A 19,331-nucleotide genomic window follows, 5' to 3' on the forward strand; every position below is an offset into this window, starting at 1 on the left:
CTCCCTTTCTCTGCAGCCTAGAGCCCCTGCCGCTTTTCTGACCGGCAGGAACGCCATTGTCTATTCACTGATTCGCAGCCGGTTTTTTGACCGCCGGCAGAGAGAAGAAACACCAGGCTGCAGGTATTAACAGCGCCGCGAACAGGATAAATGCCAGAGAATAGCCGCGAGTGACATCCCGTATGCCCCCGGCGACGACGGCGCCAACGCCCGCAGTACTGCCCACAGCAAAGACCACCCCCATAACACGGCCGAAGCGCTCCGCACCCCAGTGGTCGACAATATACGAGGACACCAGCGGCAGACTGGCACCGGTTCCCACGGCCAGCAAGGCGACCCCCAGCATGAGCGGAATGAAGCCGGAGAACAGTCCCAGCGCCAGTAAACCGGCAAGCTGACTGATCAACAGCAAGAGATAGGGCCACCAATGCCCGGCCCAATCACACAGCATGCCGGAACCCAGCTTACTCAATACCATGACGAACGACGCCACACTGACCACCAGCGCAGCCTGCGGCGCGATGACCGCTTGGTCGGCCGCCAAGGTGCCGAGATTGTGCAATGTGGCCACGAACAACAAATTCGGAACAAAGAAGGCAATACCCAGCTTAAGCACCGCCGCAGACAACAGGTGTTTGCCATCATTCGACGTCGCAGCGCTTTTTTCCTGGCCGCTATCGTCGGCCTCATCACCGCCCACCAGCAGGATGCCGGGGATGACGACGGCCAACATAACCAGCGCCGCCAATATCTGGAAAGCGGCCCGCCAGTCGTAGCGACTCAACAGGAAGGCGACCAACAGCGGAATCACAAAGCCGCCAATGGAGGAACCCAGCGCCGAAATACCGAGGGCCGCCCCCCGGTGTGAGGAAAAACGCCGCGCAACAAGCGATGACGCCATCAACGTACCGGAAAACAACATCCCGAACGGCAATACGAAAGTGAAAAGCGCGATAATCCAGTAAACATGGGAAGCGATCGACACGGCGCACAGTCCGAGCGCAAAAGAAGCGCCGCCGAATAACAGCAGGGCCCGGCTGGAAAGCTTATCCAACAACCAACCACACAACGGCGACACCACCGCTATCGCTATCGAGAGACCGGTGGCCGCGATCATCAGCGTGCTTCGCGAGGTAGCGAAGGCCTCCACCCACGGCGTAACAAAGAAGGTAAAAGAATAGAACGCGATACCCACCACAACGGCCTGCATCACCACAACGTACACCAGCAGCTCCCATGGATTGCGATGTTGCTGCCCCGTGTTCACAGCCCCCGTATCCACAATCCCTTTGCTCGCACCTCTCGTATTCACGGCATATCCCTCCAAAGGCTCATCGACTTGTCCAATAGCACTGCATTCGAACAACAAGCTGTCTCTTTGGATGATCCCGCATAGCGAGAACTAACGCTGAACGTCGGGCTGAGGCTCGCTATCGGCGCAACAGCGGTGTGAAGGAGATACTTTTTATTATTCGACTGAGTACATCTGTAAGGCGTTAACCATGCACGGCATCCGCCTGCGGCGCAACAATTTTAACCACAAGAGCAATATTGGGATTGACACACCCTCTTTAGCTGCCCACCCGATTTCCCCACCCAGATCACAGTTTGAGCGTTAGATAGCTCACTTGCCGACCAGCCCTTTCCACACAGGCCACATACCTCGCGGCACCGAACACGGAAAAACTCGCGAAAAACGTTTCATTCTGATGCCTATCGCCGCCACAAAGACGCAACGAAAACTGCACGCGCGTGTTGCATTGACTTAATTGCTGCGGTATAACTAATTCTAACCTTTAATGCAATTTTAAAAAGTTGGTAACGCCACCAACAAGACATAACAGAGTATGACTTCACCATGACCGATTTTGCCGCAATTGAGGGCGATGCCTTTCGCAGAGAAGTCCGCCAGTGGCTGGCTGACAACTTCCCGCCCTCACTGAAGAATGCCTCGTCACTGACATACCAGACCAACCCCGATGAAGCGCGGGCCAATGCGGATTTCTGCCGATGGAAGACATTGATGGGCGAGTCCGGTATGGGCGTTCCCACCTGGCCAAAACAATATGGCGGCGCGGGCCTGAGCACCGAACAAGCCGAGGTATTTCAGGAGGAAATGAGCCAACTGAATGCCTTCAACCCTATTTTCGGTAACGGGCCAATGATGCTGGGGCCGACCCTGCTGGAGTTCGGCACTGAAGAGCAAAAACTCGAGCACCTGCCGGTCATCGCCCGCGGCGAAAGCAGTTGGTGTCAGGGCTTTTCGGAGCCGGGCGCAGGCTCAGACCTGGCCTCGTTGAAAACCAAATGTGAAGACAAAGGTGACCACTGGCTGGTCAACGGCCAGAAAGTATGGACCTCCTTTGCCAACCATTCCGACTGGTGTTTCTGCCTCGTACGAACCGATACCAGCGTTAAACACACCGGCATCAGCTTTCTGCTGATTGATATGACCTCGCCCGGCATCGATGTCCGTCCCATCGAACTGATCAGCGGCATCACGCACTTTTGCGAAGTGTTCTTCAACGACGTCAAAGTTCCCAAAGCCAATCTGCTCGGGCAGCTGAATGAAGGCTGGTCGATTGCCAAACGACTGCTCCAGCATGAGCGCAACGGCCTCTCCAATGTCCGCCGCGCAGGCCCCGATGTCGTCGATCTTGCCAAAGAATACGTGGGCGTGGACGAGAACGGCCAGCTCGTCGACCCCGATCTGCGCTGCCGACTCACCACACACCAAATCCGCAGTCAGGCTTACAAGCTGACACTGAAGCGCATCAGCGATGCCGAGAATGCGGGCGTGCGAAGCGACATTGCCGTTTCCGTGGTTAAAAACCTCGGTGCCTGTGTCGAGCAGTCAAAGTCCGAGCTCAGTGTCGAAATTCTCGGCTACCGGGGACTCGGCTGGGAAGCTGAGGGCTACAGCGATGAGGAGCTCGCCGTGACGCGAGCGTGGCTGTACAGCAAGGCCTTCTCGATCTACGGCGGCAGCCACGAGATCCAGAACAATATCACTGCGAAGCGGGTACTCAACCTGCCCAGCGCCAAATAACCTGAAGAACACAAGGCAACTACATGGCTGTTCTCAACGACGAACAAATGATGCTCAAGGACGCAGCGGCTGCCTGGGTGCGTGAGCGCGCGCCTGTGACAGAACTGCGCAAACTCAAAGAAAGCCGCGATGTTTATGGCTTTCAGCCCGCGCTGTACCAGGAAATGGCTGAGATGGGCTGGGCAGGCATTCTGATTCCAGAAGCCTACGGCGGCGTCGAATTCGGTTTCACCGGCCTCGGACTGGTTCTGGAAGAACTGGGCAAAACACTGACGGCCTCTCCGCTGCTGAGCTGTTCACTGGCGGCCAGCGCGCTGGTATTGGCGGGCAGCGAAGAGCAAAAGCAGGAGTTCCTGCCCGGCATCGCCACCGGCGAGATGATTGCAGCACTGGCGATCGACGAAGACCACCAACACGCGCCGTTTAACACCGCGTTACGGGCTGAGCGCAATGGTGACGGCTGGCAATTGAACGGCAGCAAAACCGCGATTGCCGAGGGCATGAGCGCAACACTGGCAATTGTCCTGGCCCGTACGTCGGGTAATCCGGGTGACCGGGATGGCCTGAGCCTGTTTATCGTGAATACCGCAGCCGATGGTCTTCGCCGCAGCCCCCGCCACCAGATTGATGCCCGTGATGTCGCCCATTACGAATTCGAGCAGCTACAACTCTCCGCCGATGCGCTGCTTGGCGAGGAAGGTAAGGCTGCCGATATCGTCGAGCCCGTACTTGATCGCGCCTGCATTGCCCTGGCTGCCGAGATGCTGGGCAATGCCAGCGAAGCCCTCGACGTCACCCTGGAATACCTGAAAATCCGTGAGCAATTCGGTGCCATTATCGGCTCCTTTCAGGCCCTGCAGCACCGCGCTGCGCATATGCTGGGCGAACTGGAACTGACTCGCAGCGCCATTGAAGCGGCCCTGCAGGCAGTCGACGATGAGCAGGACAACCTCTCGCAACTGGCCTCGCTGGCGAAGGTACTGGCCTGCGATACGCTGAAGCTGATCTCCAATGAGATGATTCAAATGCACGGCGGTATCGGCATGACCGACGAACACGACGCCGGGCTGTACATCAAGCGTGCGCGTGCAGCGGCGGCCAGCTATGGCAATGCCTCCTATCATCGCCTTCGCTACGCCCGCCTGTCCGGCTTTTAAGCATCCCTTCGTCGCCGAGTGTTGAGAGGCCCGTTATGACCGAGTCAAAGCAGATACACCTGATCAATCGGCCCACGGGCCTACCCTCAAAGGCGGACTTTGCGCTTGTGACCGCCCCGCTGCCGCCCCTTGCTGACGGCGAGATCAGAGTGCGCAATGACTGGATGAGCGTCGACCCCGCCATGCGGGGGCGAATGCACGATGTCGAAAGCTACAAACCGCCGTTTAAGCTGAATGAGGCCCTGTACGGCCTGGCCATTGGTCATGTTGAAGAATCGCGCCACCCCGATTTTCAGGTCGGCGATATTGTGCGCAGCGAGCTGGGCTGGCGCGATGTTGTCAATGCCCCGGCCGACGCACTAGAGAAAATCGATGTCGGCGAGATCCCGCCGCAGGCCTTTCTTGGCATTGCGGGCATGCCCGGCATGACCGCCTACGTCGGCCTGCTGCGCATTGCCGAGCTCAAACCCGGCGATGTGGTATTCGTTTCCGCCGCCTCAGGCGCTGTCGGCTCACTGGTATGCCAAATTGCGAAGCTCAAGGGCCACAAAGTTATCGCCTCGGCGGGCGGGCCGGAGAAAGTAGCCTATCTGAAGGACGAACTGGGCGTGGACGAAGTGATCGACTACAAAGCCGAACCCAGCCTGACCAAAGCCCTGGCCCGTGCCGCACCGGAGGGGATCGACGTGTACTTCGATAACGTCGGTGGCGACCACCTGCAAGCGGCAATTGCCGTCGCCAACCGTTTCGCCCGGTTTGCCATCTGCGGCATGATTTCGCAATACAACCTTACCGGCGCACCAACGGTGCCGCGCAATCTGGTCCTCATTATGGGTAAGGCCCTGAAACTGCAGGGCTATATTGTGTCTTTCCACGAGGATATGAAGCCCGACTTCCAACGCGATATTCACCAATGGCTGGCCGACGGCAAGCTGAAGTGGAAAGAGAGCGTTGTGGAGGGACTGGAGAATGCGCCGGACGCCTTGATCGGACTGTTTACCGGTAACAATTTCGGCAAAATGCTGGTCGACCTGCGTCCGGCACAAGACTGACCCACACTGTAATCGCCGCCGGGGCGCCCTGCTCCGGCGTTCACGGAGTTTCTGTATGTACAAGCTGCTGCAAGGCCTGCGCGTCGTCGAAGGCGCCGCATTTATCGCAGGCCCCTCCTGCACCATGCACATGGCGCAAATGGGCGCCGAGGTCATCCGCTTCGACAATATTGGCGGCGGCCCCGATTTCACCCGCTGGCCCGTCGCCAGCAACGGCAAAAGTTTTTACTGGGAAGGCATGAATAAGGGTAAAAAATCTGTTGCCCTGAACCTGTCCTCCGACGAAGGCCGCGAACTGGCCGTCGCCATTGCCACTGCGCCCGGCGACAATGCGGGGCTGTTCGTCACCAACTATCCGGTCAACGGCTTTTTGTCCTATGACCGCCTGAAAGAAAAGCGTGACGATATCATCTGCCTGCGCGTCATGGGCTGGGCCGACGGGGCTCCGGCGATGGACCCCACGGTGAATGCCGCTTGCGGCGTGCCGCTGATGACCGGCCCGGACAACTACAATGGTCCGGTCAACCACAGCCTGCCGGCTTGGGACCTGATTACCGGTGCCTATGCGGCATTTGCGATGATGTCTGCCATACATGACCGTCAACGCAGTGGCCGTGGCCACGACGTGCGTCTGCCGCTGTCAGATGTGGCGATGGCCTGCCTCAGCCACACCGGCCAAGTCGCCGAAGTGCTGGAAAGCGGCGGTGATCGTGAGCGCTGCGGCAATGACCTGTTTGGCGCACTGGGACGGGATTTTCTCTGCAAAGACGGCCGCCGCATCATGTTGGTGGCCCTGACCGGCAACCAGTGGCGAGGCCTGGTCAAAGCCCTGAATGTGGGCGAGCAAGTGGCCGCGCTGGAAAGCCAGACCGGTATTTCCTTCTCTGGCTCCGACGCCGGTATTCGCTACGAACACCGCGAAGCCCTCTGCGGCGTTCTCGCCAGCGCGATTGCCGAGTGGAACAGCGAAGAACTGGGCCAGGTACTGGATACCCACAAAGTGACTTGGGGTCGCTACCAGACGGTTCATGAAGCAGTCACTCAGGATGGCCGCATGGTGAATGGCAACCCCATCTTCGCCAGCATCGACAACCCCAGCGGGATGAACTACCCCGCTGCTGGTCCCGCTGCCAGCTTTGGCGAGCTGCCTCGCGGCGCCCTGCAGGCCGCGCCGGTACTGGGCGCCCACACTGACGAAGTGCTCGCCGAGGTGTTGCGCCTGCCCGAGCATGAAATTGGCCGCCTGCATGACGCAGGGATTGTCGCTAACGGAGGCGCCTCAGCATGAGTATTGATCCAAAGGAATTTGAACACTGGCAGAGCTGGGTCGGCAAGACCGAGCGCCACGAGGAGAGCCTGAGCATCGCGACCCTGCGCCGCTTCGCTGCCGCCACCGACGCCAACCTCGATGTGGAGCAACAGCTCCCCGCGCTGGCGCACTGGGCATTTTTCCTGCCGTTGGCAGGCAGCCGCAATATCGGCCCCGACGGCCACCCCAAGCGCGGCGGCTTTGTCCCGCCCGTCAGCCTGCCTCGCCGTATGTTCGCCGCGGCCAATATGCAGTTTGAAGCACCACTGCTACTGGAGCGCCCCGCTGCGCTGACCGCCACCATCACCAATCTGAAGCACCGCAGCGGCAAGAGCGGCGAGCTGGTGCTGATGGATGTGGAGCGTGAAGTCACGCAGGACGGCAAACGCTGTGTACTGGAGCAACAGACCATTGTCTTCCGCGACGATGGCGCGCCCCAACCGGCGATTGTGCCAAGCGCAACCGATGCGCAGCCCAACGAAGTCCTCTGGACGCCCAACCGCGTGGACCTGTTTCGCTTTTCGGCCGTGACCTTCAACAGCCACCGCATTCACTACGACAAGCCCTATGCGGTCAACGAAGAAGGCTATCCCGACCTGGTGGTTCACGGGCCCTTCACGGCCGTGAAGCTGTTCGCCTACGCTCAACAGCAACTCGGAGCGCCCCTGACGCAGTTTAACTTCCGCGCCACGGCTCCGCTCTTTGTCGAGCAGACTGTGCGCCTGTGTCATGGCGGTCCGCGCCCCGACGTCGCCGAAGGCTGCCACGAATTCAAGGCCCTGCGCTGCGACGGCAGTACCGCCATGAGCGCCATTGTGCGTATAGACTGACAAGAAAAGCCGGAGAATCTTATGCAAAACCACTGGCGCTCACTGCTGTTTGTTCCCGCCGACAACCCCAGCCGTCAACAGAAGGCCGCCAGCGTGGGTGCCGACGCCGTCATCCTCGATCTGGAAGACGGCGTGGCTGCCGATGCAAAAGCCTCGGCCCGCGAAGGCATCGCGGCGGCAGCGACACAGCTCCACGATGCCGGTGTCACCGTCACCGTGCGCATCAACACGGGCTGGCAAGCGGTCATGGCCGATCTGAACGCGGCGGTCTGCCCCGCGGTTTCCGCGATTATGTTGCCCAAGGTCGAAAGCGCCGCCCACGCCGAGGTCATCGGCGAGATGCTGGGTGAATTTGAAGTAGAGCGCGGACTGCCCCTTGGCAGCATCGGCCTGATCGCGCTGATCGAGTCCCCCGCCGGCCTCACTGCACTCGACGACATCGCCAAGGTAGAGCGCGTCATCGGCCTGGCCCTCGGCCCGGAAGATTTCAGTCTGGAACTCGGTGTCCGCCCCACCCCCAATTTGCTCGACTACCCAGCTCGCCAGATCGCACTGGCCGCATCAAGCCGACACCTGATGGCATTGGGCGTACCCATTTCCATTGCCGAATTTCGAGATATGGATGCCTATACCGCTGCCGCCGTGCACGGGGCCGAGATTGGCATCAATGGCGCATTGTGCATCCACCCCAACCAGGTAACGGCCGCTAACCAATGCTTTAAACCCAGTGACGAAGCCATTGAACAGGCCAAGGCGATCCTCGACGCCTGGGAACAGGCCAAACAGCAGGGACAAGCCGTGACCGCCCTCAATGGCCAGATGATTGATTTACCCGTTGCGGAAAGAGCTGAGCGCTTGCTGGCCGCGGTATCCTGATTACCGCGCGGGCTCCTCTGCCCCCGCCGACCTGCCGATGCGGAACACGGACGTTTCGCTACTCCCCTATCCTATTCACTGATTATTTACTTCCCTTTCTTGTTGAACCCCGTCCACTTGCTTCATCCCATCGATAACAATCACCCATAAAAAAGGCCCTCCGAAGAGGGCCTTTTCAATAACATGCTACGGTTTCGAGCGCTTATGCACGCTCGAAGATAGCGGCAATCCCCTGCCCACCACCGATACACATGGTTTCCAGACCGTAACGGGCATCGCGGCGCTGCAGCTCACGCAGCAGATTGGCGAGAATACGACCGCCGGTCGCACCGATGGGATGGCCCAGCGAAATGCCGGAACCATTGACGTTCAGGCGATCGCGGTCATCCCAGCCCCAGCCTTTCAACACGGCCAGAACCTGCGGTGCAAAGGCTTCGTTCAGTTCAACCAGGTCGATATCGTCCCAGCCCATTTTGCTGCGGGCAAACAGGCGCTCAACGGCCGGTACCGGACCAATCCCCATCCGCGAGGGGTCACAACCCGCCGCCGCCCAGCTGACCATATAGCCCATGGGATCCAGATTGAGTTCAGCCAGTTTATCCTCGGCAACAATCAGGCAAGCCGCCGCCGCGTCATTTTGCTGGCTGGCGTTGCCGGCAGTGACGACACCGCCTTCAATGGGCTTGAGGGCTGACAGGGATTCCATGGTCGCATCGGGACGGTAGCCTTCGTCGTGACTGAAAATAACCGGATCGCCGCGACGTTGGGGAACAGGAACGGGCACCAGCTCGTCATCAAACTTGCCTTCTTTCCAGGCTGCGGTGGCACGCTGGTGGCTCATTACCGCGTATTCGTCGCAGTCTTCACGGCTGATGTTGTAATCCTTGGCGAGGTTCTCGGCCGTCTCGATCATGCCGGTGATCACACCGCAGCGCGAAATCGGCTGCGACATGACACGGCCGCGGGTCAGGCGGTCGTGCATGGTAGACGAACCGGAACGTGCGCCGCCGCGCATATCGGTGCTGTAGTACTCGACGTTGCTCATGCTCTCAACACCGCCGGCAATGACCACGTCAGCCACGCCGGTCTGCACCAACATGGAGGCATCGATGACCGCCTGCAGGCCACTGCCGCAGCGACGATCGAGCTGATAACCGGGAACGCTCAGAGGCAGGCCCGCTGCCAGCGCTGCCCAGCGTGCGATACAGGGGGCTTCACCGTTGCCGTACCCCTGGGCAAATACCACGTCGTCGATACGCTCTGGATCGATACCACTGCGATCGACCAGCGCTTTAATCACGTGGGCGGCCAGATCACCGGCAGCGATACCTTTGAGTGATCCCATAAACTTCCCAACCGGGGTACGCAGTGGGGTAACAATCGCGGCTCTACGCATAACAGACCTCTTTACCTTGTTCTTGAATGCCATAAAAAAGTGGCCGCGCAGTAAACACGGTCTGCGCGGCCAGCAAGGGGTATCCGACGGTTGCCGGATGGGAGTTACAGATCTTTGAAACCTTTGCCTTCGCTAACCAGACGCTCCAGCAGCGGCGAGGGTTTGAAATCGTCGCCATGCTCGGCTTCCAGCTTGCGCAAGCTGTCCAGAATCGTATCCAGTCCCACCAGGTCGCCCCAGAACATCGGGCCACCGCGGTAAGCGGGCCAGCCGTAGCCGGTAATCCAGACGATATCGATATCGGAGGCGCGGGCCGCTTTGCCTTCCAGCAGAATATTGGCGCCCTCATTCACCATCGAGTACACGCAGCGCTCGAGGATTTCCTGATCGCTGACGGGACGGCGGCTGATGCCCTTTTTCTCGCAGAAATCGAGAATGACCTGCTCAACTACCTTAGACGGTGTCGCTTTGCGCTTCTCGTCGTAATCATAGAAGCCCGCGTTGGTCTTCTGTCCACGACGGCCCATCTCATTCAGGATTTCCCGTACGGTCGACGAGGAGCTTTTCTCCGGATCCCAGCCCACGTCCATGCCCGCCAGATCGCGCATGGCAAACGGTCCCATGGGGAAACCAAAATCGTAGAGCACGCGGTCGACATCCCAGGGCCAGGCGCCTTCCAGTATCAACTTCTCGGCTTCACGCTGGCGCTGAGCCAACATCCGGTTGCCGACGAAGCCAAAGCAAACGCCAACCACCACGCCAACTTTGCCGATCTGCTTGGCCAGCTTGAGTGAGGTCGCCACCACCGACTTGCTGGTTTTATCCGCGCGGACGATTTCCAGCAGACGCATGACGTTCGCTGGCGAGAAGAAGTGCAAACCCACTACCTGCTCGGGGCGAGACGTCATCGCGGCGATGTCGTTCACATCGAGGTAAGAGGTGTTGGTGGCAAGAATGGCATCCGGCTTGGCGAATTCATCCAATCGGGAAAAGACGGCTTGCTTGATGTCCATCTGCTCAAACACCGCTTCGATAATCAGATCGCAGTCTGACAGCTCAGCCATGTCGAGGCTGCCGGTCAACAGGCCCATGCGGGTTTCCACATCGTCCTGACTGATACGCCCCTTCTTGGCGGTGTTCTCGTAATTCTTGCGAATCACGCCCAGACCGCGCTCCAGCGCTTCGGCCTTGGTTTCCACAATGGTGACCGGCAGGCCAACGTTGAGGAAGTTCATGGCGATGCCACCACCCATGGTGCCGGCGCCGATGACACCGACCTTGCGGATATCCTGGGTAGGCGTGTCTTTGGGGATGTCATCGATCTTGGCCGCCTGACGCTCAGCGAAGAACACGTGACGCTGCGCCGCCGACTGGGAATCCGCCATCAGCTCTTCAAACAGTTGGCGCTCGTACTTGAAGGCCTCGTCAAAGGGCATATTCACCGCGGCTTCGATACAGCGAATGATGTGCTCCGGGGCTTTAAAACCGCGGAACTTGCGCGCCTTGGCTTTGCGGAAATTGTCGAACAGTGCGGGATCGACCTTGGCCGGGTCGACCTTGTCGTTCATTTCCCGCACTTTGACCAGCGGGCGATTCTCGGCAACCACCTGTTCGGCGAAGGCGATGGCGCCCTCGCGCAGCTTGCCTTCCTCTACCACTTTGTCCAGCAAGCCCATTTCCAGTGCATCCTGAGCAGACAACTGGTCACCACTGGTAATGATCTCCAGTGCGCGCTCCGGGCCAACAATACGTGGCAGACGCTGGGTACCACCGGCGCCGGGCAGCAGGCCCAGTTTCACTTCCGGCAGACCGCAGCGCGCCGACGGTACGGCGACACGGTAGTGGGTCACCAGTGCGACTTCCAGGCCACCGCCCAGTGCGGTGCCGTGAATCGCTGCGATCACCGGCTTGCTGGCGTTCTCGATCGTTTCCTGCACCTCGCGCAGCGTGGGCAGCAACTTGCCTTTGCCAAACTCGGTAATGTCGGCGCCGGCAAAGAAGGTGCGGCCCTCGCAGATCAACACCATTGCCTTCACCGAAGGGTCGGCTACGGCCTTTTCAACCGCCTCGTTGATGCCGATACGAACGCGCTGAGACAGCGCGTTAACCGGGGGTGAATTCAAGGTGGCTACTGCGATCTCACCAACCACTTCATAGTGAGTAACGTCGTTAATCTGCATAGTGCTCTCTCAATGGTCTCTTACGGTTGCTTCTGTTCTTGAGCCTGTTCTTGCTTTGCGAGTTCGCGACGGGCGACCTTGCGGATGAAGTGAACCAGTCCTTCCACTTCTTCCATGGTCATGTCTTCGAACTGAGGCATACCCGCAGGTACCATTGCCCCCTCAATCAGCACACTGGCGAGAATGTTCTTGTCAGTGGTGATACCTGAGCGAAGAAGATCGGGCGCGGCACCACCGGCCAGTACTTCTACCCCGTGGCAGACGTAGCAGGTGCTGTAGTAAGTAGCGCGACCCAGTGCGGCTTTTTCTTCGTCGATTTTGAAGTCAGGCAGATCGATGATCGGGCCTGGCTTGCTGGTGTTCGGCGGCAGCTTGGCCTTGCCATCCAATGCGAATGTCAGCACACGACGCTTCTGAGTACGGTAGTCCCAGGCCTTGCCGGAACCGCGGTCTGATGACGCGCGCCAGCCGACGATTTGGGTGACGTACTGCTTGCCGTCAACCAGATAGGTGATCGGGTGCGTCATGATTCCGTTCTGGGCGTCGAAGGACCAGATTTTCTCGCCGCTATCTGCCTTGTAAACACTCAGCTCGCCCGAGTTACGACCTTGCATCACCCAGTTACCTGCCGTCGTCATGGTGCCCGCGTTGTGGGTGTGCTCCAGATCGACACGCCATACTTCTTTTTGGGTCCGTGGGTCCCAGGCAGCGAGCCAGCCTTTACCTTTGGGAACCGTCATACCCGCCGGCGGCTTGCCAAGACCGGAGTTGATTTTCATCCCTTTGCGGTAGGTCCAATCTTCAGTGGACTCGGCATCGGTGTAGATGTTGGCCATATCCCGTGCAGGCAGGTAAACCAGCCCGGTATCGGGGTTGTATGACATGGCGGCAACGCCGTGGGCGCCCCACGCTGACGGGAACATCAGGAAGGCTTTGCCATCGGGGTAGCGTGCTTCGGGCACCTCAATCGGCCGACCGGTTTTCGGGTCGATGCCGGTGGCCCAGGTCACGCGGGAGAACTTCTCGGCGGAGATAAAGCTGCCGTCGAGGCGGTTAATCACGTAGAAGAAGCCGTTCTTCGGTGCCTGATACAGCACGGGAACGGTCTTGCCATCCACTTCCATCTCATCAAGCACCATGTCCATGGTGGCGTTGAAATCCCAGCTTTCACCCGGGTTGGTCTGGTAGTGCCAGATGTACTCACCGGTGTCGGCATCCAGGGCCACAATGGAGCTGAGGAAAAGGTTGTCACCGCCACCGGGGCTGCGGATTTTCTGGTTCCACGGCGCCCCGTTCCCCACACCGATATAGATGCGGTTAAATTCTTTGTCATAGGTCATTGAACCCCAGACGGTGCCGCCGGTGCCGCCAAAACGCCACCATTCGCCAGACCAGGTTTTTGCCGCCATTTCCATGGCTTTGTTTTCAAAGCCATCGGCGGGGTTTCCGGGAACAGTATAGAAACGCCATGCCTGCTTGCCGGTCTCTTCATCATAGGCCGTGACATAACCGCGCACGGGGTTATAGTCAGCGCCGCCGTGACCGATAATCACTTTGCCGTTCATGACCCAGGGAGCCCCGGTGATGTAGCGGCCGTCTTCCGGATCAACGGTCATCGCCGACCACAGCTGCTTCCCGGTTTTAGCGTCAATCGCAATCAGGCGACCGTCCAATGTGCCGGTGAAGACTTTGCCCTTGTTGTAGGCGATACCGCGAACGCCCCAGCCAGCGCGCAGCTTGTGCCCGGCGTGTTCTGCGGTTTTGGGATCAAACTGCCACAACAGCTTGCCCGTTTTGGCGTCCATGGCGTGAATCACGCTGTGGCCTACTGAAAAATACAGTACGCCATCGACAGCCAGTGGCGCACTGACACCGCTGCTGGGCGCTGCAGGCAGATCGTAAGACCAGACCAGCCCCATGCGATCAATATTGTTTTCATTGATCTGCTTCAGCGGGCTGTAGTGAGTTTCTTTGTAAGTACGGCCATAGCTGGGCCAGTTAGTACCGTCGTCTTCGGCGGCCAATTGAGCTTTGCCACCAGACATGGCGAGAGCCGTGCTGACAGACAGCACAGACAATACACCGACCAGTGATTTCTGAAGTGTGGCACGCATGCTTAATTATCCTCTTGGTGCAAATTTCCCGGCATTGCCGCCGTGTATCCAGTGAAGTGGCCGACTGGACATAACACGGTGCTTACCGCCTTATGGTTATTCTGTAACCGTCGAGCCGTTTGCGGGCGACTCGCGCTACCATGCTGTAGCACCGAAGTGCTATCGGCAATCAATAATGCACTCTAATGCATTTTTAATTTTACATGATATTGCAGTTTTGGACATTGTCAACCAGCAAATAGTCGATATATCGGGCGAGACTGCCTCGCCCGCAAGCAGCATCAGCCGCCGATCGTCCGCTCGCCCTGCCAATACTTCTTGCGCAGCGCACGTTTATTGACTTTACCCATGATGTTACGACCGATATCGTCGACGAATTCATAGCTTCGTGGGCACTTAAAGCCCGCGAGATGGGCACGGCAATGCGCGTTGAGCGCCTCAGCCGATGGCGGCTTGGCGAGATCGGCGGGAATGACCAGAGCCTTGGCCTCTTCGCCCATATCCGCATTGGGAACGCCGATAATCGCCACGTCGACCACCTCGTCGTGGGTCAACAGCACATGCTCGGCCTCGGCAGGATAAATATTGACCCCACCACTGACGATCATGTCGGATACGCGGTCGGTGATGAACAGAAAGCCGTCTTCATCGACGTAGCCCATTTCACCCAGTGTGAACACGCCGGGCTCGATATGGGCTGCTGCGGTTTTCTCGGGATCGTTGTAGTAGATAATGCCGCGGCCCGTGGTATCGCGAATATAGATTTGACCGACCTCATTGGCCTCCAGCGGCTTACCGTCTTCGCTGACAATAACCACTTCAAAGGGTGGCAGCGCCTGACCGACCGACCCCGGTTTGCGAAGCCAGTCGTCCGAACTGATGCCGACAACCGACCCGGACTCCGTGCCTCCGTAGCCTTCGGTCAACACCGGACCAAACCAGTCGATCATCGCCTGTTTGACTTCTCTCGGGCAGGCGGCACCGGTGTGGGCCAGACGTTTCATACTGGAGACGTCATAGCGCTGGCGAACCGCCTCAGGCAAGGCCAGCAATCGCTGGAAATGCGTCGGCACCATCACACAGTTGGCAATCTTGTAGTCTTCAATGGCCTTCAGCACGGCTTCGCCATCGAAGGACGACAGCACGACAATGCCCAAGCCTCCCAGAAAGCCGCGCACCGTTGTCATTGGCCCGGTATGGTAGAGCGGACCGACAACCAGACCCGGTCCCTGGGGCATCAGCGCGATGCGCTCACGCATCTTCTGGATCATGTCCTCAATATTCCCGGCGGCCGGGAACATGGATGGCGGCGTTTCCGTACCTTTGGGCTTACCGGTGGTCCCCGAGGTGTAATGCAACTGTGGCAATGACGCCATATCCGTCGGGGGTTCAGCGTCGGAGGCCGCATTCAGCCACGCCTGCCAGTCCGTCACCGGCTGCGCATCACAGCGCCAGCCAATCACCGTTTCCACCCCCGCCTGCTTGGCGGCGGCCAAACCCACTTCGGCAGTTTCGGGGCCGACAAATACGGCACAGGCACCGGAATTTTCCAGAATATATGCCAGCTCTGAGGCCGTAAGATGGTAGCTGACCGGAATGCTCGACACGCCCGCGTGAAAACAGGCGATATAGGCCATTACCGCTTCTGCGCTGTTATTGGCAAAAACCGCGACGCGCGGTGTGGGCAGCGACATATCCAGCAGTGCATTGATGGCGCGATTGAGTACGGGATTAATCTCATCCCAGCTATAACTGACCCGCTCATCCGTCAGCGCCAATTGACTGCGCTGCGCGGGAGGGAGGCTGGTGACAGCTAAACACATGGTAACTTCCTTCTTTCTACAAAGCGTTTTTATTACTGAGCGGCGGCTTGCGGATCGGCATTGGCCTTGGCTTCGGCAGCTAATGAGCGGGCCTCAGCCCGTTCAATGGCCGGGCGCAAATAGCGCAGCGCAAGCATCATTGAGACGACAGCCAAGGTGTAAAAACCGACGACCACAATCCCGATAGAGGCACCAATCTTGGTCTCGTCCTGAAAAATGAAGTCCGTCAGACCACCCACCAGGGTCGGCCCGAGGCCCATCCCGAGGTTGGTCGACGCAAACAGGAACATGGCGATCAGCTGGCCGCGAATGATATTGGGCGCCAACATCGCCACCACGGCCGAGATATAGATAATGAACGGCACCGTGATGATCTGAATCAGCCCGTACAGGCCGAGGAACACATAGGGATTCTCAACCAGGAACATCGACAGAGCCGCCGGATAAATGGCAAGCATCAGCCAGATGTAAAAGCGCAGATGAACATCCTTCATACCGCGGGCATAAAGGGTGTCGACAATCTTGCCATTCGCGACCAGCGTCAGCGCCGCAAACAGGTTCATCATGCTCAAGGCCGGTCCGTATACCACCGGCTCCCAATTAAAGTGGCGGGAGAAATACTCCGGCACCCACGACGTGAGCGTATAACCACAGACTGCCACCGACGAAAAGCCGACGACCATCAGGCTCATCAACTTCCAGTTCTCGCGGAAAAAGACCTTGCGCGGCCCTTCCACTTCGCCCTTGTCATTGGTGGACTCCGGCACGTAGGCGTCGCGGCGCGGCGGTTCGCTGAATGTGAAGACCAACAGCGCCAGAATCACACCCGGCGCACCGACCATAATCATTACGATCTGCCAGGCAGCCAACTGGCCCACCAGCGGCCATTGAATGTGGTGAATCTGGTCCGCAAAGGCAATGGCTACACCGCCGAGGCCAAAGGCCACTGCCGAGCCCACTTTGCCCCCCATCTGAAAGACAGAAGTCGCCAGCATCATTTTGCTGCGCGGAAACTCATCGGCCATCAGCGAATAGGCCGACGGCATCAGTGATGCCTCCCCTGCCCCAACGCCGACACGCCCCAACAGCAAGGTAATAAAGTTCTTGGCGAAACCGCATGACATTGTCGCAATGCCCCACACCGTCACACCGAAGTAAATCACCCAGCGACGCGGATAACGGTCGGCCGCCCAGCCAAGCGGCAAACCGAAAATGGAGTAGAAAATGGCAAAGGCCGGCCCGAGTACCAGACTCATCTGGAAATCGGTCATCGCCAGATCTTCCTTGATCGGTCCAATGAGCATGCTGAGAATCAGCCGGTCGACCCAGGAGAATACGTAAAGCGAAAACAACACCGCGACCATCCACCAACTTTTGAAGGGAATGGCATCTTTCTTTTTGGCGTTCGCTTTTTCTTCGCTGGATAGCGCGTTCATGGGGAACCCCTTATTACTATTATCTGGCTCGATGCCCCTGCCATTACGGCTGGGCTGAATCGGCGCACTGCTCGGGCGAACCCTCCCGAACAGTGCCTGGCCGCATTACGTGGACTACTGGTTGTACTCGTCGATTTTCATCTTGCCGAGCTGCGCCATGTGCACTTCGTCCGGACCATCGGCCAAACGCAGGAAACGGTTGGTGGTAAACACCTGAGCTATCGGCGTGTCATCGCTGATCCCCATCGCCCCGTGGGCCTGAATCGCGCGATCGGCAACCGTCTGTGCCATTTGCGGCGCGACGACTTTGATAGCGGCGATCAGGTCTTTAGCAACCTTGTTACCGTAGCGATCCATGGCGTCGGCGGCTTTCAGCGTCAGCAGACGCGCCTGCTCGATTTCACAGAACGATTTGGCAACATCCTGACGAATACTGCTTTGCTGGGACAGCTTGCGGCCGAAAGGCGAACGTGACTCTACCCGCTTGGCCATAATTTCCAGCGTACGCTGAGCCTGACCGATAGAACGCATGCAGTGGTGAATACGACCGGGGCCGAGACGGCCCTGCGCAATTTCAAAGCCACGGCCCTCACCCAAGATCATATTTGACTTGGGCACACGCACATTATTGAAACGCATTTCGACGTGGCCGCCCGGCGAGTGGAAGGTGCCAAACACTTTCAATGGCCGTATGATTTCGACTCCGGGAGTGTCACGGGGCACAATGATGATGGAGTGCTGCTTGTGGCGCGGGTTATCCAATAGGGTTTTGCCCATCACCAGCAGCAGATTGCAATCGGGGTGCATCGCGCCGGAGATCCACCACTTGCGACCGTTGATCACGTAATCGTCACCATCTGGCAAAATCGTGGTTTCAATATTGGTGGCATCGGAAGAGGCAACCTGCGGCTCGGTCATCACATAAGCGGAGCGGATTTTTCCATCCAGCAGTGGGCGCAGCCACTGCTCCTGCTGCTCGGGGCTGCCGTACTTGGCCAGCACTTCCATGTTGCCGCTGTCGGGTGCGTTGCAGTTGAAAATTTCCGAACTGAAGGACACGCGGCCCATAATCTCAGCCAGCGGAGCGTATTCAAGGTTGGTCAGCCCGGGGCTGAACTCACCGTATTCCTCAGGCAGAAACAGATTCCACAGGCCCGCTTCGCGTGCCTTGGCTTTCAGATTTTCCATTCCCGGCCAGGGCTTCCACAGATTGGCTTCGCTGTGCATCCAGTCACCGCGCTCTTTCTCGGTGGGATACACATACTCATCCATAAAGGCGTTCAGCCTGGCGATCAGCTCTTGGACTTTTTCACTGTATTCAAAATTCATTGCACTCTCCTGTAGTGCCCCTTAAAGGGACAGCCCACCATCAACAAGAATTGTCTGACCGCAGACATACGCTGCCAGCGGAGACGCCAGGAACAGGGCGACGCCTGCCATGTCGTCGGGCGTACCGAAACGCCCCGTCGGAATTTTTGCCAGCGCGGCTTCGCGGCGCTTGGGGTGATCGGTGGTCACCGCTGTCAGCTTGGTTTCGACGAGACCCGGCGCGAGACCGTTAACGCGAATACCTTTGCTGGCCCATGCCTGACCCAATGTACGGGTCAGATTGATAGCCCCTGCCTTTGACGCCGCATAGGCAGGATTTCCCTTATTGGCGCGATAACCCGACAGTGAACTGACGATCGTAATGGAACCCGCAGACGCTTCCAGCGCCGCGCGAAAACGGCGTGAGCAATGCATCAGGCTGTCGAGGTTAACGGCCATCACGCGATCCCAGCCTTCCTGTTCAAACTCGCGGCGCTGATACTCCACGGTGCCCTGACAGAGAATCAACACATCCATACGACCTTCAGCAAAAGGCTCAGGCGCGCTGGCAATTGCTTCGGGATCGCCCACATTTACACAGCTGTAGCCAACGCCGCTGAGGTCGGAGCCACTGACTCCATCATAATCTGCGGCAGTTTTGCGGGTGCCCCACACGTGAACATCTGCGCCACGCTGGCGAAACGCCTGGGCAATACCGTTGCCGATGCCGCTTGAACCGCCGACAACCAGCACAGCTTTGCCAGTAAAATCTGTATCATCATGCATTGATCTGCTGCCTTC

Annotated in this window: 14 protein-coding genes; 6 read left to right on the forward strand and 8 right to left on the reverse strand. The window is 58.5% G+C overall.

Translation table 11 applies throughout. From position 1 onward, the window contains the following. Positions 1–64: 64 nt before the first annotated feature. Positions 65–1,312, reverse strand: a complete 1,248-nt coding sequence (locus tag G411_RS0101145; RefSeq protein WP_157581082.1) for an MFS transporter — start codon at positions 1,310–1,312, stop codon at positions 65–67. Between the two features lie 546 nt (positions 1,313–1,858). Between G411_RS0101145 and G411_RS0101150 the strand changes: the two genes are divergently transcribed. From G411_RS0101150 to G411_RS18865, 6 genes are read left to right on the forward strand one after another with little or no spacing between them, the layout of a single operon-like run. Continuing rightward, on the forward strand, positions 1,859–3,049 hold the full coding sequence (locus tag G411_RS0101150) for an acyl-CoA dehydrogenase family protein (protein WP_022957330.1): 1,191 nt from the start codon (positions 1,859–1,861) through the stop codon (positions 3,047–3,049). A gap of 23 nt (positions 3,050–3,072) precedes the next feature. Further along, positions 3,073–4,206 carry an acyl-CoA dehydrogenase family protein gene (locus tag G411_RS0101155; RefSeq protein ID WP_022957331.1) on the forward strand — a complete coding sequence of 378 codons (1,134 nt, stop codon included), beginning with the start codon at positions 3,073–3,075 and terminating at the stop codon, positions 4,204–4,206. A 35-nt stretch (positions 4,207–4,241) separates the two neighbouring features. Beyond that, positions 4,242–5,258 (forward strand): NADP-dependent oxidoreductase, encoded by a 1,017-nt coding sequence (locus G411_RS0101160; RefSeq protein ID WP_022957332.1) that lies wholly within the window; start codon positions 4,242–4,244, stop codon positions 5,256–5,258. Positions 5,259–5,313: 55 nt separating this feature from the next. Next, positions 5,314–6,546 carry a CoA transferase gene (locus tag G411_RS0101165; protein WP_022957333.1) on the forward strand — a complete coding sequence of 411 codons (1,233 nt, stop codon included), beginning with the start codon at positions 5,314–5,316 and terminating at the stop codon, positions 6,544–6,546. Then, positions 6,543–7,397 (forward strand): HTD2 family dehydratase, encoded by an 855-nt coding sequence (locus G411_RS0101170; protein WP_022957334.1) that lies wholly within the window; start codon positions 6,543–6,545, stop codon positions 7,395–7,397. Before G411_RS0101165 ends, G411_RS0101170 begins: the two co-directional genes overlap by 4 nt. 21 nt (positions 7,398–7,418) lie before the next feature. Further along, entirely contained in the window at positions 7,419–8,273 is an 855-nt protein-coding gene (locus tag G411_RS18865) for an HpcH/HpaI aldolase/citrate lyase family protein (RefSeq protein ID WP_022957335.1), read from the forward strand. Positions 8,274–8,475: 202 nt separating this feature from the next. On the opposite strand, the gene G411_RS0101180 is transcribed toward G411_RS18865, so the two are convergent. From G411_RS0101180 to G411_RS0101210, 7 genes are all read right to left on the reverse strand, one after another. Continuing rightward, complete coding sequence (locus G411_RS0101180; RefSeq protein ID WP_022957336.1) at positions 8,476–9,669, reverse strand: acetyl-CoA C-acetyltransferase; 1,194 nt, start codon at positions 9,667–9,669, stop codon at positions 8,476–8,478. Between the two features lie 104 nt (positions 9,670–9,773). Next, a complete protein-coding gene (locus G411_RS0101185) occupies positions 9,774–11,849 on the reverse strand; it encodes a 3-hydroxyacyl-CoA dehydrogenase NAD-binding domain-containing protein (RefSeq protein ID WP_022957337.1) in 2,076 nt (691 codons plus the stop codon). Between the two features lie 20 nt (positions 11,850–11,869). Beyond that, positions 11,870–13,963 (reverse strand): PQQ-dependent dehydrogenase, methanol/ethanol family, encoded by a 2,094-nt coding sequence (locus tag G411_RS0101190; protein WP_022957338.1) that lies wholly within the window; start codon positions 13,961–13,963, stop codon positions 11,870–11,872. A 281-nt stretch (positions 13,964–14,244) separates the two neighbouring features. After that, entirely contained in the window at positions 14,245–15,786 is a 1,542-nt protein-coding gene (locus G411_RS0101195) for an AMP-binding protein (RefSeq protein ID WP_022957339.1), read from the reverse strand. Positions 15,787–15,818: 32 nt separating this feature from the next. Beyond that, a complete protein-coding gene (locus G411_RS18870) occupies positions 15,819–17,222 on the reverse strand; it encodes an MFS transporter (RefSeq protein ID WP_022957340.1) in 1,404 nt (467 codons plus the stop codon). A 114-nt stretch (positions 17,223–17,336) separates the two neighbouring features. Next, on the reverse strand, positions 17,337–18,551 hold the full coding sequence (locus tag G411_RS0101205; protein WP_022957341.1) for an acyl-CoA dehydrogenase family protein: 1,215 nt from the start codon (positions 18,549–18,551) through the stop codon (positions 17,337–17,339). A gap of 21 nt (positions 18,552–18,572) precedes the next feature. Then, positions 18,573–19,316, reverse strand: coding sequence for an SDR family NAD(P)-dependent oxidoreductase (locus G411_RS0101210; RefSeq protein ID WP_022957342.1), 744 nt, complete (start codon positions 19,314–19,316; stop codon positions 18,573–18,575). Positions 19,317–19,331 lie beyond the last annotated feature (15 nt).

It is taken from the genome of Spongiibacter tropicus DSM 19543 (assembly GCF_000420325.1).
Taxonomy (GTDB): Bacteria; Pseudomonadota; Gammaproteobacteria; order Pseudomonadales; family Spongiibacteraceae; genus Spongiibacter; species Spongiibacter tropicus.